The organism is Janthinobacterium sp. HH106, assembly GCF_001758725.1.
Lineage (GTDB): Bacteria > Pseudomonadota > Gammaproteobacteria > Burkholderiales > Burkholderiaceae_D > Janthinobacterium.
Genome location: NZ_LRIC01000001.1, coordinates 36,740 through 56,805 on the forward strand (window position 1 = coordinate 36,740; position 20,066 = coordinate 56,805).

The 20,066-nt window shown below is 66.1% G+C and carries 16 protein-coding genes; 11 read left to right on the forward strand and 5 right to left on the reverse strand.

The window, feature by feature from the left end:
• Nucleotides 1-25 precede the first annotated feature (25 nt).
• Both JAB8_RS00165 and JAB8_RS00170 read left to right on the forward strand, forming a co-directional pair.
• Entirely contained in the window at nucleotides 26-706 is a 681-nt protein-coding gene (locus tag JAB8_RS00165) for a response regulator transcription factor (protein WP_070287908.1), read from the forward strand.
• Nucleotides 699-2,096, forward strand: a complete 1,398-nt coding sequence (locus JAB8_RS00170; RefSeq protein WP_175445136.1) for an ATP-binding protein — start codon at nucleotides 699-701, stop codon at nucleotides 2,094-2,096. Before JAB8_RS00165 ends, JAB8_RS00170 begins: the two co-directional genes overlap by 8 nt.
• Here JAB8_RS00170 and JAB8_RS00175 read toward each other — a convergent pair.
• From JAB8_RS00175 to JAB8_RS00190, 4 genes are all read right to left on the reverse strand, one after another.
• Complete coding sequence (locus tag JAB8_RS00175; protein ID WP_070287737.1) at nucleotides 2,088-2,399, reverse strand: hypothetical protein; 312 nt, start codon at nucleotides 2,397-2,399, stop codon at nucleotides 2,088-2,090. The two genes, JAB8_RS00170 and JAB8_RS00175, sit on opposite strands and share 9 nt — an antisense overlap.
• Entirely contained in the window at nucleotides 2,399-3,121 is a 723-nt protein-coding gene (locus JAB8_RS00180; RefSeq protein WP_070223069.1) for an MgtC/SapB family protein, read from the reverse strand. Before JAB8_RS00180 ends, JAB8_RS00175 begins: the two co-directional genes overlap by 1 nt.
• A gap of 358 nt (nucleotides 3,122-3,479) precedes the next feature.
• Entirely contained in the window at nucleotides 3,480-6,593 is a 3,114-nt protein-coding gene (locus JAB8_RS00185; protein ID WP_070287738.1) for an efflux RND transporter permease subunit, read from the reverse strand.
• A 3-nt stretch (nucleotides 6,594-6,596) separates the two neighbouring features.
• Nucleotides 6,597-7,829 carry an efflux RND transporter periplasmic adaptor subunit gene (locus JAB8_RS00190; RefSeq protein WP_070287740.1) on the reverse strand — a complete coding sequence of 411 codons (1,233 nt, stop codon included), beginning with the start codon at nucleotides 7,827-7,829 and terminating at the stop codon, nucleotides 6,597-6,599.
• Nucleotides 7,830-8,220: 391 nt separating this feature from the next.
• On the opposite strand from JAB8_RS00190, the gene JAB8_RS00195 reads away from it, so the two are divergent.
• On the forward strand, nucleotides 8,221-10,755 hold the full coding sequence (locus JAB8_RS00195; protein ID WP_071654366.1) for a bifunctional diguanylate cyclase/phosphodiesterase: 2,535 nt from the start codon (nucleotides 8,221-8,223) through the stop codon (nucleotides 10,753-10,755).
• Here the strand turns inward: JAB8_RS00195 and JAB8_RS00200 are convergent.
• Nucleotides 10,752-11,729, reverse strand: a complete 978-nt coding sequence (locus JAB8_RS00200) for an endonuclease/exonuclease/phosphatase family protein (RefSeq protein ID WP_070287743.1) — start codon at nucleotides 11,727-11,729, stop codon at nucleotides 10,752-10,754. The two genes, JAB8_RS00195 and JAB8_RS00200, sit on opposite strands and share 4 nt — an antisense overlap.
• A 37-nt stretch (nucleotides 11,730-11,766) precedes the next feature.
• On the opposite strand from JAB8_RS00200, the gene ybaK reads away from it, so the two are divergent.
• From ybaK to JAB8_RS00240, 8 genes are all read left to right on the forward strand, one after another.
• Nucleotides 11,767-12,258, forward strand: a complete 492-nt coding sequence (gene ybaK, locus JAB8_RS00205) for a Cys-tRNA(Pro) deacylase (RefSeq protein WP_070287745.1) — start codon at nucleotides 11,767-11,769, stop codon at nucleotides 12,256-12,258.
• 97 nt (nucleotides 12,259-12,355) lie between these two features.
• The gene (gene plsY, locus JAB8_RS00210; protein WP_254679406.1) at nucleotides 12,356-13,000 is read left to right on the forward strand and encodes a glycerol-3-phosphate 1-O-acyltransferase PlsY; all 645 of its coding nucleotides are present in this window, start codon (nucleotides 12,356-12,358) and stop codon (nucleotides 12,998-13,000) included.
• 90 nt (nucleotides 13,001-13,090) lie between these two features.
• Complete coding sequence (locus tag JAB8_RS00215; protein WP_070287748.1) at nucleotides 13,091-13,762, forward strand: DsbA family oxidoreductase; 672 nt, start codon at nucleotides 13,091-13,093, stop codon at nucleotides 13,760-13,762.
• Between the two features lie 70 nt (nucleotides 13,763-13,832).
• Nucleotides 13,833-14,123 carry a DUF427 domain-containing protein gene (locus JAB8_RS00220; RefSeq protein WP_070223083.1) on the forward strand — a complete coding sequence of 97 codons (291 nt, stop codon included), beginning with the start codon at nucleotides 13,833-13,835 and terminating at the stop codon, nucleotides 14,121-14,123.
• Between the two features lie 48 nt (nucleotides 14,124-14,171).
• Nucleotides 14,172-15,131, forward strand: a complete 960-nt coding sequence (locus tag JAB8_RS00225) for a DUF2157 domain-containing protein (protein ID WP_070223085.1) — start codon at nucleotides 14,172-14,174, stop codon at nucleotides 15,129-15,131.
• The gene (locus JAB8_RS00230) at nucleotides 15,128-16,789 is read left to right on the forward strand and encodes a GDYXXLXY domain-containing protein (RefSeq protein ID WP_254679407.1); all 1,662 of its coding nucleotides are present in this window, start codon (nucleotides 15,128-15,130) and stop codon (nucleotides 16,787-16,789) included. Before JAB8_RS00225 ends, JAB8_RS00230 begins: the two co-directional genes overlap by 4 nt.
• Before the next feature lie 102 nt (nucleotides 16,790-16,891).
• On the forward strand, nucleotides 16,892-18,136 hold the full coding sequence (locus tag JAB8_RS00235) for a metal-dependent hydrolase (RefSeq protein ID WP_070287750.1): 1,245 nt from the start codon (nucleotides 16,892-16,894) through the stop codon (nucleotides 18,134-18,136).
• Between the two features lie 106 nt (nucleotides 18,137-18,242).
• Nucleotides 18,243-19,994 (forward strand): cation:proton antiporter, encoded by a 1,752-nt coding sequence (locus JAB8_RS00240; RefSeq protein WP_070287752.1) that lies wholly within the window; start codon nucleotides 18,243-18,245, stop codon nucleotides 19,992-19,994.
• Nucleotides 19,995-20,066: the final 72 nt, after the last annotated feature.

Consider the following 20,066-nt stretch of genomic DNA (forward strand, 5'->3'; position numbering starts at 1 on the left):
ACACAGCACAATGGGAAAGGCAGGCATGAGAATCCTCCTGGTGGAAGACGACCGCAAGGCGGCACGCCTGCTGGCCCGTGGCTTGCAGGAAGAAGGCTTTGTCGTCGACGTGGCGCACAGCGCGGAAGAGGGCGAGGACGAAAGCTACGCCGTCGACTACGACGCGATCGTGCTGGACTGGATGTTGCCGGGCAAGCAGGGCATCGATTTTTGCCGCGATTTGCGCGCGCGCGGCATCCAGACGCCCGTGCTGATGCTCACGGCGCGCGACGCCACGGCCGACCGGGTGGCGGGCCTGAACACGGGCGCCGACGATTACCTGACCAAGCCGTTCGAATTCGAGGAGCTGCTGGCGCGCATCCGCGCCTTGCTGCGCCGCTCCGACATCAGCCGCCCGCTGGTGCTGGCGCTGGCCGACCTGACGCTCGATCCCGTCAGCCACCAGGCGACGCGCGCCGGCGCGCCGCTGGTGCTCACGCCCAAGGAATACGCGATTCTGCTGATCCTGCTGCGCCAGGCGGGCGAGGTGGTCAGCCGCGCGCGCCTGGCCGAGCAGATATGGCAGGCGGACCTGATCGGTATCGACAACCTGATCGACGTCCACGTGCGCAATTTGCGGGGCAAGGTCGATGCGCCGGGTTTGCCGCCCCTGATCCACACGGTGCGCGGACGCGGCTTCCGCCTGGCGGAAAACCATGGTGGCTAGCTTTCGCAAGCGATTGCTGCTGGTGCACCTGGCCGTCATCCTCGCCATCGTCGCCTGCACGGCGCTGGCCGGCTACTGGGGCCTGTCGCGCGCCGTGCATGGCCAGCTCGATGCGGCCCTGCTGGCGCTGGCCGAGACGGAAATGGCCATGCTGCCGGCCGCGCCGCGCCAGCCCGTGCAGGTGCACGAGGTGGCGCCGGGACTGGCGCCGCCGTCGTTGACGCGGCTGGACCGCCTGGTGCAGATCATCGATGGCGAAGGCCGCGTGCTGGCGCGCAGCCGCAACCTGGAGGCGGCGCAGCTGCCGGCGCCGCCCGCCCTGCTGGCGCGCCTGGCGGCCGGCGAGACCGTCTTCGAAACCCTGCCCAAGTTTGGCGAAGAGCCGCTGCGCATGGTCTCGATTCCCGTGCCCTCGTCCGGCGCGCTCCTGGCGGTGCAGGTGGCCGGTTCGCTCGACGACACGAATCACGTGCTGGCCGCGGCCACCGTGCTGTTTGGCGCCATGGCGCTGGCCTTGCTGGCGGCCGTGGGCCTGGCCGGCGAAATGCTCACGCGCCGCGTGCTGGGCGCCATCGACGACGTGGTCGACCAGGCGCATTCGATCGGCGAGGCCAGCCTGCACCAGCGCCTGCCCCATCCCGGCACGCAGGACGAGATCGGCCGCCTGGTCGATACCCTGAACGCCATGCTGGACCGCCTGGAACACGGCTACGATGCGCAGCGCCGCTTCACGGCCGACGCCTCGCACGAACTGCGCTCGCCCCTGTCGCGCCTGCGCACGGAAATCGAAATTACCCTGCGCCGTCCGCGCGAAGCGCCCGAGTATGTGGACGCGCTGGCGTCCTGCCTCGACGAAGTGCAGCGCCTGACGACCCTGGTGGAAGAACTGCTGATGCTCACGCGCCTGGACGTGGGGCAGGAGCGCAATGCCGTGGAAACCATCGCGCTCAATCCGCTCGTGCGGGCGGCCGCACAGCGGCTGGAAAAGCCGGCGGCGCAGCGCTGCATCCGCATCGTCTTCGATGACAGTGTGGCCGTGCACGCGCGCGTGGCGGCCGGCCCCGTGGACCTGGTGCTGGCCAATCTGCTCGATAACGCCGTGAAGTTTTCGCCACCCGATAGTGTCATCAGCGTGCACGTGGCGCGCGAGGGCGAACATGCGCTCGTTGGCGTGGCGGACGCGGGACCGGGCATCGGCGTGGAAGACTTGCCGCATCTGTTCGAGCGCTTTTACCGTGGCGCCCAGGCGCGCGCGGGCGAGGCGCCCGGCTTCGGCCTGGGCCTGGCCCTGTCGCAAGCGATCGTGCACGCGTACGGCGGCAGCATCGAGGCGCGCAACCGCCCGCAAGGCGGCGCGCTGTTCCTCATGCGCCTGCCCGCGTCAAGCTGAGGGGGCGACGCCTTCCCAGCGCACCTGCCGCACTTGCGGCCAGGCGCCCGCGCGGTTGACGAAGCGCACCAGCACGGCGCGCTGCACGGCCTGGCACAGCACCGTGGCGATCAGCCGCACCACTTGCCGGGCTTCGTCCCAGCTGCGCAGCATCTGCGACGGCGCCAGGCCCGCGTCTTGCAGTTCGGCCAGCAGCAGGCGCACCACGTGGTCGGCTTGCGCCGCGGGGCAGGTGACGGTCAGGCGGTAGGTGGCCATGACGGGACCGCGCCTGGCAAACCAATGGAAGAATTTTTTCATCATCACACTCCCCGTTCAGCGACAAATTCCGCGTTGTTCACGAGCGCCCAGCGCACGGCCGAGACGCTGCCTTCCAGGCTCACCTGGCTGACGATCTGCTCCAGCAATCCCAGGCTGGACAAGGGCGTGAGCAGGTCGGCCCGCACTTCGATGCGCCCGGCCTGCGCCGCGTCTTCGCTGTGCAAGGACTGCAGCATCAGCGCCGGCATGCCGCTGATCAAGCGCAGCATCAGCTTGCGCACCTGGACTTCCTGCTCCGCCTCGCACACGGCCGTCACGCGATAGATGCTTTCCGTCTCGATGCCCGCTTCGCTGCCGTGCGCGTTGATCCGTTGCGCCAGGTGGCGCAGCACCAGGTTGGCGATCAGCACGAAGCCCGTGCCGATGGCCGCTTCCAGGGCAAACCCCAGGCCGCACAGGATGCCGATGGCGGCCGAGCACCACAGGGTGGCGGCCGTGTTCAGGCCGCGCACCGTCATGCCCTCGCGCATGATGACGCCGGCGCCGAGAAAGCCGATGCCCGACACCACCTGCGCGGCGATGCGCATATGGCCGGAGGCATCGCCTTCGAGCACGGAAACCATCACGAACAGCGAAGCGCCGACGGACACCAGCGCATTCGTGCGCAGCCCCGCCATGCGCTGGCGCAGCTGGCGTTCGGCGCCGATCATGGCGCCCAGGGTCAATGCCGCGGCAACGCGCAGCGCAAAGTCAAATACCACCATCAGTTTCTCCCGGCTGGGGAGGAACAGGCGAGTGCAAGGGCGAAGACAATCCGCCCGCAAGGGGGCAGCAGACGATCACGGTGGAACGATGAGGGGGAAGTGGCGGCGAGAGAGTACCGCCGCTGGTAAAACCGCACCTTGCCGAGGGCAGGGCGGGCGGAATGCGCGCGTCTTGCCTAAGGCCGATCGCCGATGGTCAATCGACTACTGTCACTGGAACAAGCACCCACGAGTCACTCCATATCATTGATAACGGGGACAGTCTAGCCAGTGGTGCCGCTTTGGTCAACTGAAGCTCTCTTCAGGCAGCCGCCGCGTCGTCCCCGCCAATGCGGGGACGGTGAAGGCGACCGGTCAATCAGTGGGCGTGTGCTTTGCCATCATCGGCGGATTCGGCATGCTCGCCGCCGCCGAAAAAGCGCGCGGCGCGCTTGCCCAGGCTGTCGAGATAGGTGTAGGCGACGGGCACCACCACCAGGGTCAGCAGGGTCGAGGTGATGACGCCGCCGATGACGGCGCGGCCCATCGGCGCCTGCGATTCGCCGCCGTCGCCCATGCCGATGGCCATCGGCAGCATGCCGAACACCATCGCCAGGGTCGTCATCAGGATGGGGCGCAGACGCACTTGCCCCGCTTCCATCAGCGACTCGAACTGACCCAGGCCTTCGCGCTGGCGCTGGTTGGTGAAGTCGACCAGCAGAATCGCGTTCTTCGTCACTAAGCCCATGAGCATGATGAAGCCGATCACGGAGAAGATGTTCAGGGTGCTGCCCGTGATCAGCAGCGCGGCCAGCACGCCGATCAGGGACAGCGGCAAGGACACCATGATGGCGATCGGCTGCAGGAAGCTGCCGAACTGCGAGGCCAGCACCAGGTAGATGAAGATCACGGCGATCCCCAGCGCCATCATCGCGCCGCCCATGGTTTCAGCCATCTGCTGCGCATTGCCGGCCACGTCGAAGCGCACGCCCGGCGGCAGGTCGATGGACTTGATGGCCTTCTGCACGTCGGCGTCGACGTCGCCGGCAGGGCGGCCCTGCACGCCCGCATAGATGGCGACCCGGCGCTGCAAGGCCTGGCGTTTGAGCACCTGCGGACTCGAGGACGGCACGAAGTCGACCACCTGGCGCAGCGGAATCATGACGGGCTTGCCGTTCGCATCAAGCTTGCTCGACGCGAGCGACAGGTCGGCCAGGTCGGCCACCTTTTGCCGGCCCGATTTGGGCAGCTGCACGTTGACGTCGTAGTTCTGCCCGTCGGACGCCAGCCAGTGGCTGACCGTGTCGCCCGCCACGAACGGCCGCAAGGCATTGCCGATCTGCTGCACCGACAATCCCAGGTCGCTGGCCAGTTCGTTGTTGATCTTCACGGTGGTCGACGGATTGGCGCCTTCCTGGCTGTATTCCATGTCGGCCAGGCCCTTGATGTTGCGCATCTTGTCCATCAGGGTGTGCGCCACGGCATCGAGCTTGCCTTCGTCCGTGCCGAGGATGGCGATGAAGATGGGACGCTGGCCGACGGACAGGGTGATGCCGGCGATCGGCGCCAGGCGTTCGCGGATCAGTTTTTCCAGTTCCTGCTGCGAGCGGCGCTTGTGTGTCTTGATGTCCGTCAGCTTGAGGTTCACCTCGGCCGTGTTGCGCCCATCGGGCGTGCCGATATTGGCCACCAGGCTGTCGATCTCGGGAAACTCCTTCAGGGCCGTTTCGATCTGGCGCACCTTGGAATCCGTGTATTCGAGGCTGGAGCCGACGGGCGTCTTGAAGCGCAGGTTGACCCAGCCCTGGTCCGTCTCGGGGAACATCTCGCCGCCGATCATGGGCACGAGCATCAGGCTGCCGACGAACAGCGCCACGGCCGTGGCCAGCGTGGTCTTGCGCCAGCGCAAAGCGACTGCCAGCACCTTGCTGTACCAGACGTGCAGGCGGTCGATGCCCGTCTCGATCCAGGCCATGAAGCGGCCCAGCCACGGCGCGTACTTGAAGCGGTCCTTGACGGGATCGCGCCAGACGGACGACAGCATGGGGTCGAGCGTGAAGCTGACGAACAGGGAAACGAGCACGGCGACGGCCACGGTGATGCCGAACTGCAGGAAGAAGCGGCCGATGATGCCGTCCATGAAGGCGACGGGCACGAACACGGCGACGATGGCGAACGTGGTGGCCATCACGGCCAGGCCGATCTCATTGGTGCCGTCGTTGGCCGCCTGGTAGTGGTTCTTGCCCATGCCCAGGTGGCGCACGATGTTTTCGCGCACCACGATGGCGTCGTCGATCAACAGGCCGATGCACAGGGACAGCGCCATCAGGGTCAAAAAGTTCAGGGTGAAGCCGAAGGCCTTCATGGCGATGAAGCTGGCCAGCACGGAGATCGGCAGGGTCAATCCCGTGATGATGGTCGAGCGCCACGAGTGCAGGAACAGGAAGACGATCACCATGGTCAGCACGGCGCCTTCGATGATGGTGCGCTTGACGTTATTGAGCTGGCTTTGCACGCGTTCCGATTCGTCATCGAGCACGCGCAGCGTGATATCGGGCGGCAGCGTCTTTTGCAGGTCCGCCGCCACTTTCAGGATGCCGGTGCCCACTTCGACCACGTTGGCGTCCTGCACCTTGGTGATTTCCATGGTCACGGCTTGCTGGCCGTTCATGCGCGAAATCGACAGTTCTTCCTGCTCGCCGTCGACGACGGTGGCCACCTGGTCCAGGTAGACGGGGCCGACGGCGCGGCGCGCGACGATGATCTTGCCGAATTCGCGCGCATCCTTGATCTTGCCTTCCACGCGCACCAGCTGTTCGGCCGCGCCATGGCTGATGGAACCGGCCGGCAGGTTGGTATTCGTCGCCTGGATGGCGCGGATGACTTCATCGACGCCGATGCCCTGGGCATTGAGCTCGATCGGCTTCATGCTGATGAGGATCTGGCGCGCGCGCAGGCCGCGCAGCTTGACCTGCCCCACGCCGGCCACGCCCTGGAAGCGTTTGCTGATGATCTGCTCCGTCATGGTCGACAGCGAGCGCAGGTCATGCCCCGTCGAGGTCAGCACGATGGTGGCGATGGGGCGCTCGTTGTCGCCCTCGGCGCGCGCGATGAACGGGTCCTTGGCTTCCTTCGGGAAGCGCGGGCGCACCAGGGCCACCTTGTCGCGCAAGTCCTGCATGGCCTTGTCCATGTTCGTCGACAGCTCGAATTCCAGGTAGACGCCGGCGCGTCCTTCCCACGAATTGGCGCGGATGGTCTTGATGCCGCTGACGGTGTTGACGGCGTCCTCGATGGGGCGCGTGATGTCGTTTTCCACGGCTTCGGGCGAGGCGCCCGGGTAGTTCACTTCAATGGCGGCGAACGGGAACTGCACGCTGGGCATGCTCTCCACGCCCAGGCCACGGTAGGAGAAGATGCCCAGCACCACCAGCGCCACCATGACCATGGTGGCGAAGACGGGGTTTTGAATGCTGACTTTGGTCATCCACATGGCTTAATCCTTCCGTGCCAGCACGGCCGCCGGCGCAGCGGGGGCCGTGGCGGGCGCGGCGAAGGTCACGCCGTGGCCCGGTTTCACGCCATCGAGCCTGGCGACGATGACTTTCGCGCCCGGCACCAGGCCCGACTTGACCTCGGCATAGCCTTCGTCCTCGTTGCGCAGTCCCAGTGTGACGGGCTGCGCGACCACCTTGTTGTTCACCAGCGCATACACGACGGGGCCCTGCTTTTCGTTGCGCACGGCCGTCAACGGCACCAGCGGCGCGACGATTGATCGCTCGGTGACGATGCTGCCCTTGGCGAACATGCCGCCGCGCAGCGCGCCATCGCCATTGTCGACGGCGATGTAGACGAGCATGGCGCGCGAGCCGCTCTCGGTGGTGGGGTTGATGCGCGTGACCTTGCCGGCGAAGTCGCGCGCGCCGAAGCCGTCGACCTTGAAGCGCACGTCCTGGCCCAGCTTGATGCGGGGAATCTCCGCGCTGGGCACGGGCGCTTCCAGGGTCAGCTGGGCCAGGTTGACGATGGTGTAGACGGGCATGTCGGGCGCGACTTTTTCGCCCGCCTGCAGGTGGCGCTTGCTGACGATGCCGGCCATCGGCGCGCGGATCACCGTGTCGGCCAGCGCGATGCGGGCGATGTCGACCATGGCGGCGGCGGACTTGACGCTGGCGCGCGCCAGGTCGACGGAATTCTGCGTCGTGTCGTAGGCCGTCTGCGAAATGTATTTTTGCTTGAGCAGCGCCTGGCTGTTCGCCTCATTCTTGGCCGCCATCGACAGGCGCGCCTGCGCTTCGTCCAGCATGGCTTGCTGCTGCGTCAGGCGGGCGCGCAAGTCGGCCGCGTCCAGGCGCACGAGGACTTGCCCGTTGGCTACTTGCTGGCCTTCCTGCAAGGTCGTTTCCTGGATCACGCCGGAAACCTTGGCCTTGATGGTGGCCTGGGTCACGGGGGCCAGCGAACCGGACAGGGGCAGGCTGATACTGAGGGCGCGCGCATCGATGGCGGCCACGTCGCCCTGCGCCAGTTCATGCACGGGCGTCTTTTCCTGTTCCTTCTTCTTGCTCGCTTGCTGTTCAGCAACTTTGGCTGCCTGCTGCTTCGATTGCATGACCGTCCAGCCGCCGCCGGCCAGGCCCAGCACGACGAGGATCAAGAGGGGCGTGCGCCAGCGCCGGCGGCGCGTGGCGGCAAGGGGAGAGGCGGGGGGCAGGGTCTCGTTTTTCATAGGTTTTTTTTCAGGAGCGGCGCAGGGCTTCGGCGCCAGGTCTCGGTGCGGCCGGCCTGCGGCAGGCCGGGGGAATTCGGGTAGCGCATCACTGTGGCGGCCGCAGACGACACGCCTGCCGCTGCGGCCGTTCACGGCGATGCGCATGTTGCCACTTTAGGAAGATTCAAGTCCGGCCGCCATCGCCGTGCGACAGATTGCACAAAATCGGGGCTGGAATGCAAAAAACGGCGACCAAAGACCATCGCCAGCATGCGCGCCGTCCACGTCACGATGCTTGCGCCTTCTCAAGAAGCCGATTCGCCGGCGCGCAAGAATGGTCGGGATGGTTGCGCTACCGGACAGGTCATTTGCCCGCCGGTTGCCGCGCGGCCGCGCCACGGGGGGGCTGATGTCTGATCGGATTGCCGGAGCCGCCCCGTCGCCGGGCCGTTTGCTGGCCGCGGCCGAACCGCAGGCGGGGCCGGTCGGCAAGGCGCTCGACTTGCTGTCCATCATCGTTGCCGCCGTCGAACAGGCGCCCGGCCTGGCCGTGCGCGGTATCGACCGCGACGGCATCGTGCGCTACTGGAGCGCGGGTGCGGCGCGCCTGTATGGCGTGGCGGCCGAGCTGGCGCTGGGCCAGCCGTGGGCCAGGGTGGCCGCTTCGCTGCCCGGTGCCGCCACCCTGGCCGAGGAAGTTAGCGGCGAACTGGCGGCCGTGTGGGAGAGCGGCAAGGCGCGCGGCATGCGCCTGTGGAAACTGGACGTCGACGGGGCCGCGCCGCGCTGCATCTGTTCCACCGTATTTCCGGTCATGCAGTCCGGAAGGGTGCGGCAAGTGGTCTGCATCGATGCCGACATCACGCCCAGCGGCCAGGATGACGCGGCGCAGGGCGCCCTGCTGCTGATGGGAGACAATTTCCGCCAGCTGTACGAGAAGTCGGCCGACGCCATCGTGCTGCTGCGCGACGAGCACATCGCCGAGGCGAATCCGGCCGCCATCGCCCTGTTTCAATGCGAAGACCGGACACGCCTGCTGGGGCGCCGCCTCAGCGACTTTTCGCCCTTGCGCCAGCCCGATGGCGCATTGTCCTCGTTGCGCGGCACGCAGCTGGCGGCGCAGGCCCACGCCGACGGCAACTGCCGCTACGATTGGCGTTACCAGACGTGCACGGGCCAGCTGTTCTGGGGCGAAGTGCTGCTTACGTCCGTCACGCTCGACCATAGCTATCTGTTTTACGCCGTGATCCGTGATATTTCCTCACGCAAACTGGCCGAGCGGGCCCTGTACCTGTCGGCGCAGGTGGTCGAGCATGCGCGCGAGGCCATCGTCGTGATGGACCCGCAGCAGCACGTCGTCAGCATGAATCCCGCGTACAGCGAGATCAGCGGCTACAGCCTCGACGACATGCTGGGCAAGCCCTTCGTCCCGCACGGCGTCGAGCCGGACGTGCCCGCATTTTTCGACCACGTGTGGGACGAAGTCGATGCCAACGGTTACTGGCAAGGCGACATCGTCGGCCAGCGCAAGGCGGGCGGGCGCTATCCGGCCTGGCTGTCGCTGACGGCCATCCGCGACCCGCAGGGGCAATTGAGCAATTATCTGGCCATCCTCAGCGACATCAGCGAGCGCAAGAAAAACGAGGAGCACACGCGCCACCTGGCCGAGCACGATTTCCTCACCGACTTGCCGAACCGCGTGCTGCTGCTCGACCGGCTGTCGCTGGGGCTGGCGGCCGCGCGGCGCAAGCTGAGCATGTTGGCCATCCTGTACCTGGACCTCGACCATTTCAAGCACATCAATGACAGCATGGGGCACCACGTGGGCGATTTGCTGCTCAAGGAAGTGGCGCGGCGCCTCGTGCGCTGCGTGCGCGGCGTCGATACGGTCAGCCGGCATGGCGGCGACGAGTTCGTCATCATCCTGGCCGAGGTGGGCGGCATCGACCAGGTGGCCCACGTGGCGGCCAGCCTGCTGCATGCCGTCACGCAACCCTATCAGCTGGGCGAGTACGAATTGCATGTGTCGACCTCGATCGGCGTGGCCATCTTTCCCAGCGACGGCGACAGCATCGATAGCCTCGTGCACAACGCCGACATCGCCATGTACCACGCCAAGGAAAGCGGGCGCAACAATTTCCAGTTTTTCAATGCCGAGATGAATGCGCAAATCGTCGAGCGGGCCAGCCTGGAGCAGGGCTTGCGCGAAGCGCTGGGGCGCGACGAGTTCGTGCTCGAATTCCAGCCCGCGCTCGATGTCGCCAGCGGGCAAATCCTCGGCGCCGAAGCGCTGTTGCGCTGGCGCCACCCGCAACTGGGCGTGCTGCCGCCCGAGCGTTTCATTGCCGTGGCCGAGGAATGCGGCTTGATGGTGTCGATCGGTAACTGGGTGCTGCAGCAAGCCTGCCGCCGCGCGCGCGCCTGGCACGATGCGGGCCATGCCTGGAGAGTGGCCGTGAATCTGTCGCCGGCGCAGTGCCTGCACAATAACTTATTGCTCAGCGTGCAAGAGGCGCTGGCCGTGTCGGGCTTGCCCGCCGCCTGCCTGGAACTGGAAGTGACGGAATCCTTGCTGATGAAAGGGGGCGCGCGCCTGGCCGGCGTGCTGGCGCAGCTGCGCGCGCTGGGCGCCAGGCTGGCCATCGACGACTTCGGCACCGGCTATTCGCGCCTGGCCAATCTGCGCCATTACCCGGTGGATCAACTCAAGATCGACCCGTCGTTCCTGCCGGCCGCGGCCGATGGCGCGGTCGGCGAGTCCGACACAGCCATCGCCGCCACCATCATCGCCATGGCGCGCGAGCTGCAATTGACGGTGATCGCCGAAGGCGTGGAAACGGCGCAGCAGCTGGCGTATCTGCGGGGGCAGGGCTGCCAGCAATACCAGGGGCGCTTTGCCAGCGCGCAAGTCGCGGGCAGCACGCTGGCGAAGTTATTGAATTAGTCAATGTTGCCCAGCAGCTTGATGCGTGCCAGCACCTGGCCATGGTCGGAGGCATGCGGCAAGCCCAGCAGCAAATGGTCGTTGAGATACGTCACTTCCTGCAGCACGCCGATGGCGCGCGGCGAGGCGGGATGAAAATGTTCGGACACGAGGATATGGTCGATCGTCATGTAGGTGCTGTCGTGAATATTCGTGTAGCCCGCGTGGCGCAGGGCGTCCTGGCGCAGCTGGATGGCGTTGGCGTCGTACAGGCGCGCGCGCATCTCGGCACCCGGTTCGCACGGCGCGCCGGCGCCCATGACGATGGCCGTCGTGACGGCATTGGCGATGTCGTTGAAGTCGCCCAGCACGATGCGGGGACGGCCAGTGTGGCCCAGTTCGCTTGCCAGCACGCGCAAGGCCACGGCTTCCGCACCGCGCCGCTGCAGCGAGCGCAGGTTGGCCAGCGCGTAGGCGATGGCATCGTTGCCGTCGCCATGGCGGTAGTCGGGCCGGCGCGATTTCAAATGCACGACGACCACGTCCGTGAGTTGTCCGCCCGGCAAGATGACCTGGACATGCAGGGGCGCGCGGGCGAAGCGGCAGGCGTTGTCGTCGGCGGGCTGCCTGTCGGCGGACACGGTCACGCCGGCGGGAAAATTCGCCCAGGCAACACCAGCGCCGGCCAGCGGCAGGCGCGACACGAGCGCCACCGTGGGCAGCATGCGTCCGGCAATATCCGTCGCATCGTAGCCGGCCAGCGTGGCTGCACGGTAATGGCGCGTGCGCGACAGCACGTCGCGCAGGGCTGCCTGCGAGAAAATTTCCTGGAATCCGATCACGTCGGCGTCGAGCAGGTCGATCTGCCGCGCCGTCCATTCCGCCTTGGCCTCGTATTGCGCCGGGCTCAACGGTTCCAGGTTGTCATACAATTTCGCCCCGGCGGGGGCGAGGTTGCAGACATTGAATGTGGCAAAGCGGATTTCTTCCTGCATAATTAGCACTCCTCACTGAACGATCAGCGTATCACGCATGGCTAAAAAAGAGCATATTTCCGAAACCCAGGCGACGCAGCTGCTGCGCAAGCATCAAGTCTCCTTCGAAGAACACCCGTATCCTTACGAGGAGCACGGCGGCACCAGCGTCTCGGCGCGCGAATTGGGCGTGCCGGAACACGCGGTGATCAAGACCCTGGTGATGCAGGACGAGGCGGCCAAGCCGATGATCGTGCTCATGCATGGCGATTGCAAGGTGTCGACCAAGAACCTGGCGCGCGGCATCGGCTGCAAGTCCGTCGAGCCGTGCAAGCCCGAAGTGGCGCAGCGCCATTCCGGCTACATGATCGGCGGCACCTCGCCCTTCGGCACGAAGAAAGCCATGCCCGTCTACGTGGAAGCGTCGATCCTGGACTTGCCGCGCATTTACATCAATGGCGGGCGGCGCGGTTTCCTCGTCTCGCTGGCGCCGCAGGTCTTGCTCGACTTGCTCAAGGCCAAGCCGGTGCAGTGCGCGCTGCAAGATTAAGAAAACCAGACGCCGCCCTGTCCCTGGACTGGACGCTGGTGTATATTCTGCTGCGCCAGCCTCGATGCTGGTGTAATAAACACAATAAAGGGAAGAAATGAATCCAGTAATCACAACCGTGGCGATGACAGTGGCCGCTTACTTGCTCGGCTCGATATCGTTTGCCGTGGTGATGAGCAAGGTCTACGGCATTGCCGATCCGCGCACCTATGGCTCGAAAAACCCCGGCGCCACCAACGTGCTGCGCAGCGGCAACAAGGGCGCGGCCATCATGACCCTGCTGGGCGATGGCGCCAAGGGCTGGCTGGCCGTGTTCCTGGCCGACCATTTTGCCAGCACGCTGGGCGTGGGCGACACGGCCGTGGCCCTGGTGGCCATCGCCGTCTTCCTCGGCCATCTGTGGCCCGTGTTCTTCCGCTTCGTCGGCGGCAAGGGTGTGGCCACGGCCCTCGGTGTATTGCTTGGCATTAATCCCTGGCTGGGCCTGGCGACCCTGGCCACCTGGCTGATCATCGCCTACGCGTTTCGCTATTCCTCGCTGGCAGCGCTGGTGGCGGCCCTGTTCGCGCCGTTTTACTATGGCTTGCTGTTCGGCGTCGATCCCATCTTGCTGGCCGTCATCGTCATGAGCGTGCTGCTGGCCTACCGCCACAGCCAGAACATCGCGAACTTGCTCTCTGGTAAAGAAAGCAAGATCGGCGGCAAGAAGGATGGGGCCAAGGTGCCCGTGCAGAAAAAGTAAGCGCTTGATTTCCCGCGGCCCGCACGCATATGCTGTGCTTGCGGCGCCGCGCGGTGCGGCCGCCACCGACTCGCGCAAAGGCTGCCCACCATGACCGTTTCCACCACCTCCGCCACACCCACCCCTATCCGTATCGATTTCGTTTCCGACGTTTCCTGCCCCTGGTGCGTGGTGGGCCTGAAGTCGCTGGAGCAGGCGCTGGCCAAGCTGGACGGCACCGTCCAGGCCGACATCCACTTCCAGCCTTTCGAACTGAACGCCAATATGCCGCCCGAGGGCGAGGATATCGGCGAACACATCGCCCGCAAATACGGTTCCACGCCGGAACAGATGGCGCAGTCGCGCGAAGCGATCCGCGCGCGCGGCGAACAGCTGGGCTTTACGTTTGCCATGGACAAGCGCGGGCGCATCTACAACACCTTCGATGCGCACCGGCTGCTGCACTGGGCTGCTCTGGAAGGGCGCCAGAAGGAACTCAAGATGGCCTTGTTCGATGCCTACTTCACGCAGGGCCAGGATCCGTCCTCGCACGTGGTGCTGCTGAAAGTCGCGGGCAAGGTGGGCCTTGATACCGCGAAAGCGGCCGAAGTGCTGGCCTCCGATGCCTATGCGGACGAGGTGCGCGCGCAGGAGCGCTTCTATCAGCAGAACGGCATCAATTCCGTGCCCGCCGTCATCATCAACGAGCGCCACCTGATTTCCGGCGGCCAGCCGCCCGAAGTGTTTGAGCAAGCCTTGCGCCAGATCATCAGCGGCGCCTGAACGGGGCGCCAATGGCGCGCGCCAAGGCGGGCTTTTTCGGCTACACTCGGCAAAGAAGGAGGATAGTCAAATGCCAACAGCCAGCTGGAATGGCGCCGTCATCGCGCAAGCCACCGATGCGCAGGTGCAAGTCGTTGAAAACAATGTGTATTTTCCTTTGTCCAAGGTGACGCAGGAGTACTTGCGTCCCAGCAGCCACACGAGCGTCTGCCCGTGGAAAGGCACGGCCAGCTATTACGATGTCGTCGTCGATGGCCAGACGAATGCCAACGCCGCCTGGTATTACCCCCAGCCCAAGGATGCCGCCAAGCAAATTGCCGGCCACGTCGCCTTCTGGCGCGGCGTGAGCGTCGAGCGCTGACCTGACGCCCCCTATTTCCTGACAAAGCCCTGACAAAGAAAGCAGACGATGGATTTACGCCTCGCCGTGTACCAACTCGCCTCGGCCCATGCGCTCGATGCCCAACAAACCCGGCAGTTGCAGGAAGCGGCCGGCTTCCAGCGCGAACCGGCGCGCCTGGCCTACTGGCTGCCGCGCGGCGTGGCCGTGCTGGGCGCCGCGCTGCTGGGCATGGGTCTGATCTGCTGGGTCGCCGCCAACTGGGAAGACCTGGGCCGCATGGGCCGCTTTGCCCTGCTGCAAGGCGTGTTTGCCGCCGCCTGCGTGGGCGCCTTCGCCGTGCCCAAGGCGCGCATTCCGCTGCTGCTGATGGCCTTGCTGGCCATCGGCGGCCTGTTCGCGTATTTCGGCCAGACCTACCAGACGGGCGCCGATCCGTGGCAGCTGTTCGCCCTGTGGGCCGTGCTGGCCTTGCCCCTGTGTTTAGTCGCGCGCAGCGACGTGCTGTGGACGCCGTGGATGCTGGTGCTGGCCACGGCCGCCGCCCTGTGGATGCAGGCGCATGCGCGCCACAGCTGGCGCATCGATTCGGCCGACCTGTCCATTTTCGTCAGCGGCTGGCTGGCCGTGCTGCTGGCCTGTGCGTTTGTCTCGCCCCTGCTGGCGCGCTGGACGGGCGCCGGTGTCTGGGCCTTGCGCCTGGGTCTGGTACTCGCCACCATCCTTATCACGGGCACGGCCGTCAGTGCCCTGTTCGGCAATGAGATCGAATCGCCGTACTGGGCCGGTCTCGGCTTGCTGGCCGTCGCCGCTGCCCTGCTGGCCACGCGCCGCTACTTTGACGTGTTCGGCCTGAGCGCCGTCGCGCTCGGTATCAATACCTTGCTGGTGGGAGGGCTGACGCACGTGCTGTTCAACGGTCATGGCGATGGCGTCGGCGCGCTGGCCACGCTGGGCTTGCTGGCAGCCGTGCTGCTGGCGCTGACCGTGCAAGGCATTCTGTGGCGCACGCGCCAGGAGGCGGCATGAGCAAGATGAACACTCAGCGCGACGATGCGCTCGGCACCCTGATCGACGATGCCACGCGCGCCGGCCTGTTGCCGCCCAACGCCAGCCGCCCCGTGCAGGATATACGGCCGTGGCCGCTGGTGCTGATGACGGCCTTCGGCGCCTGGCTTGCCGCCATTCCCCTGATGATTGCGCTGGGCGTGGGCCTGGAAAGCGTCGTGCGCCACGGTCCCGGCGCGTATGTCGTGGCCGCCATCGTGCTGGTGGTGTCCGTGCTGCTGATCCGCACGCGCGGCGTGGCGCTGTTTGTCGAGCAGCTGGCCGTGCCCTGTCTGCTGGTGGGCGGCGGCTTGCTCGGCTACGCCTTGTACCGCGACTATTCCACGCAGACGGCGTCGCTGCTGCTGTGCCTGGCAACCCTGGTGGTGGCCGCCGCCTTGCCGCGCGACTGGCTGCGCGTGCTGCTGGGGCTGGTCGCCTGCGGCTTGCTGGGGCTGGGCATCGTCGACAGCACGCGCGACTGGATATTCGACAATGATCCGACGCAACTGTATCTGGCCTGGATGCTGGCCCTGGCATGCTGGCTGGCCGCCCACTGGCTGCAGAAGCAGGCCTTCAACGATGGCCGCGGCGCGCCCATCGCCGCCTTCCTGGAATCGCTGTCGACGGGGTGGGTCCTGGCCATCTTGCTGGGGCTGGTCTTCTGGTCCGGCATGACTTTCATGCTGGGCGGTGCCCTGGGTGGCGGCTTCACGGGCGAAGTGGCGCGCGAAGTGAGCAGGCACCATGCCGGCGCCTGGTATGCGCAAGCGTTGAACGGCGTCTCGCTCGTGCTGGCCACGGCGGCGGCCGCCTGGACGGGCTGGCGCTGGCCGGCGCTGCGCCAGTTGCCCGCCATCGGCGTGGCCCTGGTGCTGATCGTGCTGGCGTGGTTCATGCCGGCGCTGGGACCCGTGCTGCTGATCCTCGCGTATTGCGTGACGAGCGGGCGTACACGCGTGGCCGTCGCGGCCGCGCTGGCGGCGGCGTGGATCATCGGCAGCTTTTATTACCAGCTGGCCTGGCCGCTGGCCAGCAAGGCGGCGCTGCTGGCCGTGGCCGGCGCCGTGCTGTGCGCCCTGTCGTGGCTGGCCACGCGCGGCGCCGTGCTGCACCTGGTGGAAAGCAAACCGGCGGACGTGGCGGTCGAGCGCCGCTTCTTGCGCCTGGGTGCGCTGGGCGGCTTGCTGCTGGTGCTGCTGGTGGCCAATATCGGCATCTGGCAGAAGGAGCAGCTGATCGCCAAGGGCGAGGCCATCTTCGTGGCGCTGGAACCCGTCGATCCCCGCTCGCTGATGCAGGGCGATTACATGCGCCTCAATTTCGTCAACCTGGGTGTCCTCTCCACGTTGGCCAGCGTGGACAGGGCGCCGGGCCGGCCCCTCGTGGTGGCCCGGCGCGATGCGCGCGGCGTGGCCGAACTGCTGCGCCCGTACACCAAAGAGGCGCTGGCGCCCGGCGAATTCCTGCTCGAGCTGACGCCGAAGGATGGCAACTGGGTGCTGGTCAGCGATGCCTGGTTTTTCAAGGAAGGCGAGGCGGCGCGCTGGGAAAAGGCCCGTTACGGCGAGTTCCGCGTGCTGCCCGATGGCCGCGCCTTGCTGGTGGGCATGCGCGGGGAAGATTTACAGGCGCTGTAGCCGCTTGATTGAACAAACCCAATGGCAGAATCCGGGGGCGTACCCTGAGGGTTTGACCCCCGCCTTTGCTCCTGGGGTGGCCGCATCCTGTAAAATTGCCCGATGGATAATATTACGCATTCGGTCATCGGCCTCGGGGTCGGCGAACTGGTACACCGCAGCCTGCCGCCCGAGCCGCAAGCCCCCGCACAGCGCACCCGGCGTGCGCTATTTCTGTTTACGGCCTGGTTTGCCAGCAACGCGCCCGACCTGGACCTGGTCCTCACGAAACTGCTGCCGCGTCCGTTCGGCTACATGCTGCATCACCGTGGCCACACGCATACCTTGCTGTTGGCCTTGCCGCAGGCGCTGCTGTTGCTGGCCCTGCTGTGGCTGCTGTGGCCCGGCGCGCGCCGGCTGCTGAAGGAAAGCGTGCCGGCCCGCATCGGCCTGGCGGCTTGTCTGCTGCTGGGATTCTGCTTGCACATGGGCATGGATTTCCTCAATTCCTATGGCTTGCACCCGTTCTATCCGTTCGACAGCCGCTGGCTGTATGGCGACATGGTCTTCATCGTCGAACCCATGTTCTGGGTGCTGCTGGGCGTGCCCGTGATCATGTCCTTGCGCTACGGCATCGTCAAAAGCGTGCTGCTGGCGGGGCTGGCGGCGGCCCTGTGCTTCTTTACCTATAAAACCTATCTGGCGCCCTCCGCGCTGGCCGTCTTGCTGGCGCTGGGCGCGGTACTGGCCGTGCTGCAAGGGCGGGCCGGCGAGCGGGGGCGGGGACCGCTGCTGCTGGCCTTCGCGCTGGCGGTCACGTTTATCGGCACGCAGGGCGTGGCGTCGGCCATCGGCCGTACGCGCATCGAGGCGGCCGTGCAGCGGCTCGATCCGGGCACGCGCGTGTGGGACGTGGCGATGACGGCGTTTCCCAGCAATCCCCTGTGCTGGATCTATGTCTCGCTCGACAGCAAGACGGACGTGTACACCCTGCGGCGCGGCACCCTGAGCCTGCTGCCCGCATCGCTGGCGCCCGCCGCCTGCCCGGCCGGGCTGGCTGAAACCAGCAAGCAAGGCCGGCAACTGGCGCCCGGCATCGCCGTCTCCGCCCAGGCGGCGGGCAGCCTGGCCGCTCTGCGTGCGCTGCAGGAAGACAATTGCTATGTCGACGCCTGGTTCCGCTTTGCTCGCATGCCCCGATTGAATGCCGACATGCTGACGGACGTGCGTTTCAACCCCGGCATGTTGCCCAATTTCACGACCGTCGAGCTGCAGCAGTTCCGCGGCCGGCCATGTCCCGCCTACGTGCCGGGCTGGGACCGCCCCCGCGCCGACATGCTGGCGCCGCCGCAAGCGGCGCGCCCGTAGCGGATTTGTTGCCTTGTGGAAAAATATCATGTGTGCCCATACTTCTCTGTCGCCCAGCATGCGACAATTATCAATTCGGCATGCATATCATTGAGTTAGGATTATCTTGGAAGAGCAACACGCCTTACCGTATCTGCGGGAAACCCTGCTGTTTCTCGCCCTGGCCGGAATTTTTATTCCGCTATTGCAACGCCTGAAAGTCAACCAGGTGCTCGGCTTCCTGGCCGTCGGAGCCCTGTTCGGCCCGTTCGGCTTCGGCCTGTGGGCCGGCGACTTCCCATGGCTGACGTATTTTTCCTTCGTGCGCGCCGAGCAGGTCAGCGGCCTGGCCGAGCTGGGCGTGATGTTTCTGATGTTCATGATCGGCCTGGAACTGTCGACGGAACGGCTGTGGGCGCTGCGGCGCTGGGTGTTCGGCGCGGGCGTGGGGCAGGTGGCCGTCAGCGCCTGCCTGATCGGCGGCGTCGCGTATTACTTCGGCTTGTCGCTGGAAGCGTCCATCGTGCTGGGCCTGGTGCTGTCGCTGTCGTCGACGGCCGTGGTGATGCAGCTGCTCACGGACCAGCGCTCCCTGCAGACGCCGGCCGGCCAGGCGGGCTTTTCCATTCTGATGTTCCAGGATCTGATGGTGGTGCCGCTGTTCATCCTGATCGACGTGTTCGCCAGCGGGCGCAGCGACGACCTGGCCTATCTGCTCAGCTTTGCGGCCGTGAAATCGGCGGGGGCCATCCTGCTGATCTATCTGCTGGGCCGCCGCGTGATTCGCCCGCTGTTCCAGTTTTTCGTCAAGAAACGCCAGCCCGACGTGTTCATGGCATTGACCCTGCTCAGCACCCTCGGTATCGCGGGCCTGACGTATCTGGCGGGCTTGTCGATGGCGCTGGGCGCCTTGCTGGCCGGCCTGCTGCTGGCGGAAACGGAATTTCGCCATGAGGTGGAAGTGACGATCGAGCCCTTCAAAGGTTTGCTGATGGGCCTGTTCTTCATGTCGGTGGGCATGCAGATCGACGTGCGCGAAATCCTCAAGTCGCCGATTCTGATTCCCCTGGCCGTGCTGAGCCTGTTTGCCTTGAAAACCCTCGTCATCAGCGTGATTTTCCGCATCGGCGGCTTTCACTGGGGGCGCGCCGTGGAAACGGGCGTGCTGCTGGGGCAGGGCGGCGAATTCGCCTTCATCGTCGTCGCGTATGCGCTCGGTACCAAGCTGATCGGCCCGCAGGTGGCGCAGTTCGTCATGCTGGTGGTGGGCCTGAGCCTGTTCGCCACGCCGGCGCTGGCCAAGGCGGCGCGCGCCTTCGGCAACTGGTGGGAACAGCGCCACCACCACCAGCTGGCCGACCTGGCGCACGGCGCGCTGCCGCCGCAGGGCAGCACCGTCATCATCGCCGGTTTCGGCCGGGTGGGGCAGTTGCTGGCCAAGGTGCTGACGGAGCAGGATATCGCCTATGTGGCGATTGAAAACGATGCACGGCTGGTGACGACCCTGCATCCGCGCGGCTTTCCCGTGTATTTCGGCGATGCGTCGCGCGCGGAACTGCTGCAAAAGGTCAATGCCGACCGCGCCGCCGCCGTCGTGCTGACGATGGACCATGCGGCCTCCGTGCTGCATGCCGTCAAATCGATCCGCCGCGAATATCCGCAGTTGCCCGTGTATGCGCGCGCGCGCGACGAGGCGCATGCCGTGGCCCTGATCCAGGCGGGCGCCACCCTGGTCGTGCCCGAGGCGCTGGAGTCGGCGCTGCAGCTGACGGCCACCGTGCTGCACACGGTGGGCCTGTCGGAAGCGCGCACGACGGACATCGTGCAGGCGGAGCGCGACCGGCGCAATGCCGTGCTGCTGGCGAAAAAATTGTCGTAGGGCAAGCCTTAGTGCAAACGTGCGTATCGCCGTGCTTTGTCAATTATCTATACAATAATAGTATATGAGCAC

Coding starts and splice junctions, on each gene's coding strand:
- JAB8_RS00215 (WP_070287748.1), top strand. CDS start 13,091: ATGACCGTTTCCACCACCTCCGCCACACCCACCCCTATCCGTATCGAT.
- ybaK (WP_070287745.1), top strand. CDS start 11,767: ATGGCTAAAAAAGAGCATATTTCCGAAACCCAGGCGACGCAGCTGCTG.
- JAB8_RS00195 (WP_071654366.1), top strand. CDS start 8,221: ATGTCTGATCGGATTGCCGGAGCCGCCCCGTCGCCGGGCCGTTTGCTG.
- plsY (WP_254679406.1), top strand. CDS start 12,356: ATGAATCCAGTAATCACAACCGTGGCGATGACAGTGGCCGCTTACTTG.
- JAB8_RS00230 (WP_254679407.1), top strand. CDS start 15,128: ATGAGCAAGATGAACACTCAGCGCGACGATGCGCTCGGCACCCTGATC.
- JAB8_RS00225 (WP_070223085.1), top strand. CDS start 14,172: ATGGATTTACGCCTCGCCGTGTACCAACTCGCCTCGGCCCATGCGCTC.
- JAB8_RS00235 (WP_070287750.1), top strand. CDS start 16,892: ATGGATAATATTACGCATTCGGTCATCGGCCTCGGGGTCGGCGAACTG.
- JAB8_RS00185 (WP_070287738.1), bottom strand. CDS start 6,593: ATGTGGATGACCAAAGTCAGCATTCAAAACCCCGTCTTCGCCACCATG.
- JAB8_RS00175 (WP_070287737.1), bottom strand. CDS start 2,399: ATGATGAAAAAATTCTTCCATTGGTTTGCCAGGCGCGGTCCCGTCATG.
- JAB8_RS00165 (WP_070287908.1), top strand. CDS start 26: ATGAGAATCCTCCTGGTGGAAGACGACCGCAAGGCGGCACGCCTGCTG.
- JAB8_RS00200 (WP_070287743.1), bottom strand. CDS start 11,729: ATGCAGGAAGAAATCCGCTTTGCCACATTCAATGTCTGCAACCTCGCC.
- JAB8_RS00180 (WP_070223069.1), bottom strand. CDS start 3,121: ATGGTGGTATTTGACTTTGCGCTGCGCGTTGCCGCGGCATTGACCCTG.
- JAB8_RS00190 (WP_070287740.1), bottom strand. CDS start 7,829: ATGAAAAACGAGACCCTGCCCCCCGCCTCTCCCCTTGCCGCCACGCGC.
- JAB8_RS00220 (WP_070223083.1), top strand. CDS start 13,833: ATGCCAACAGCCAGCTGGAATGGCGCCGTCATCGCGCAAGCCACCGAT.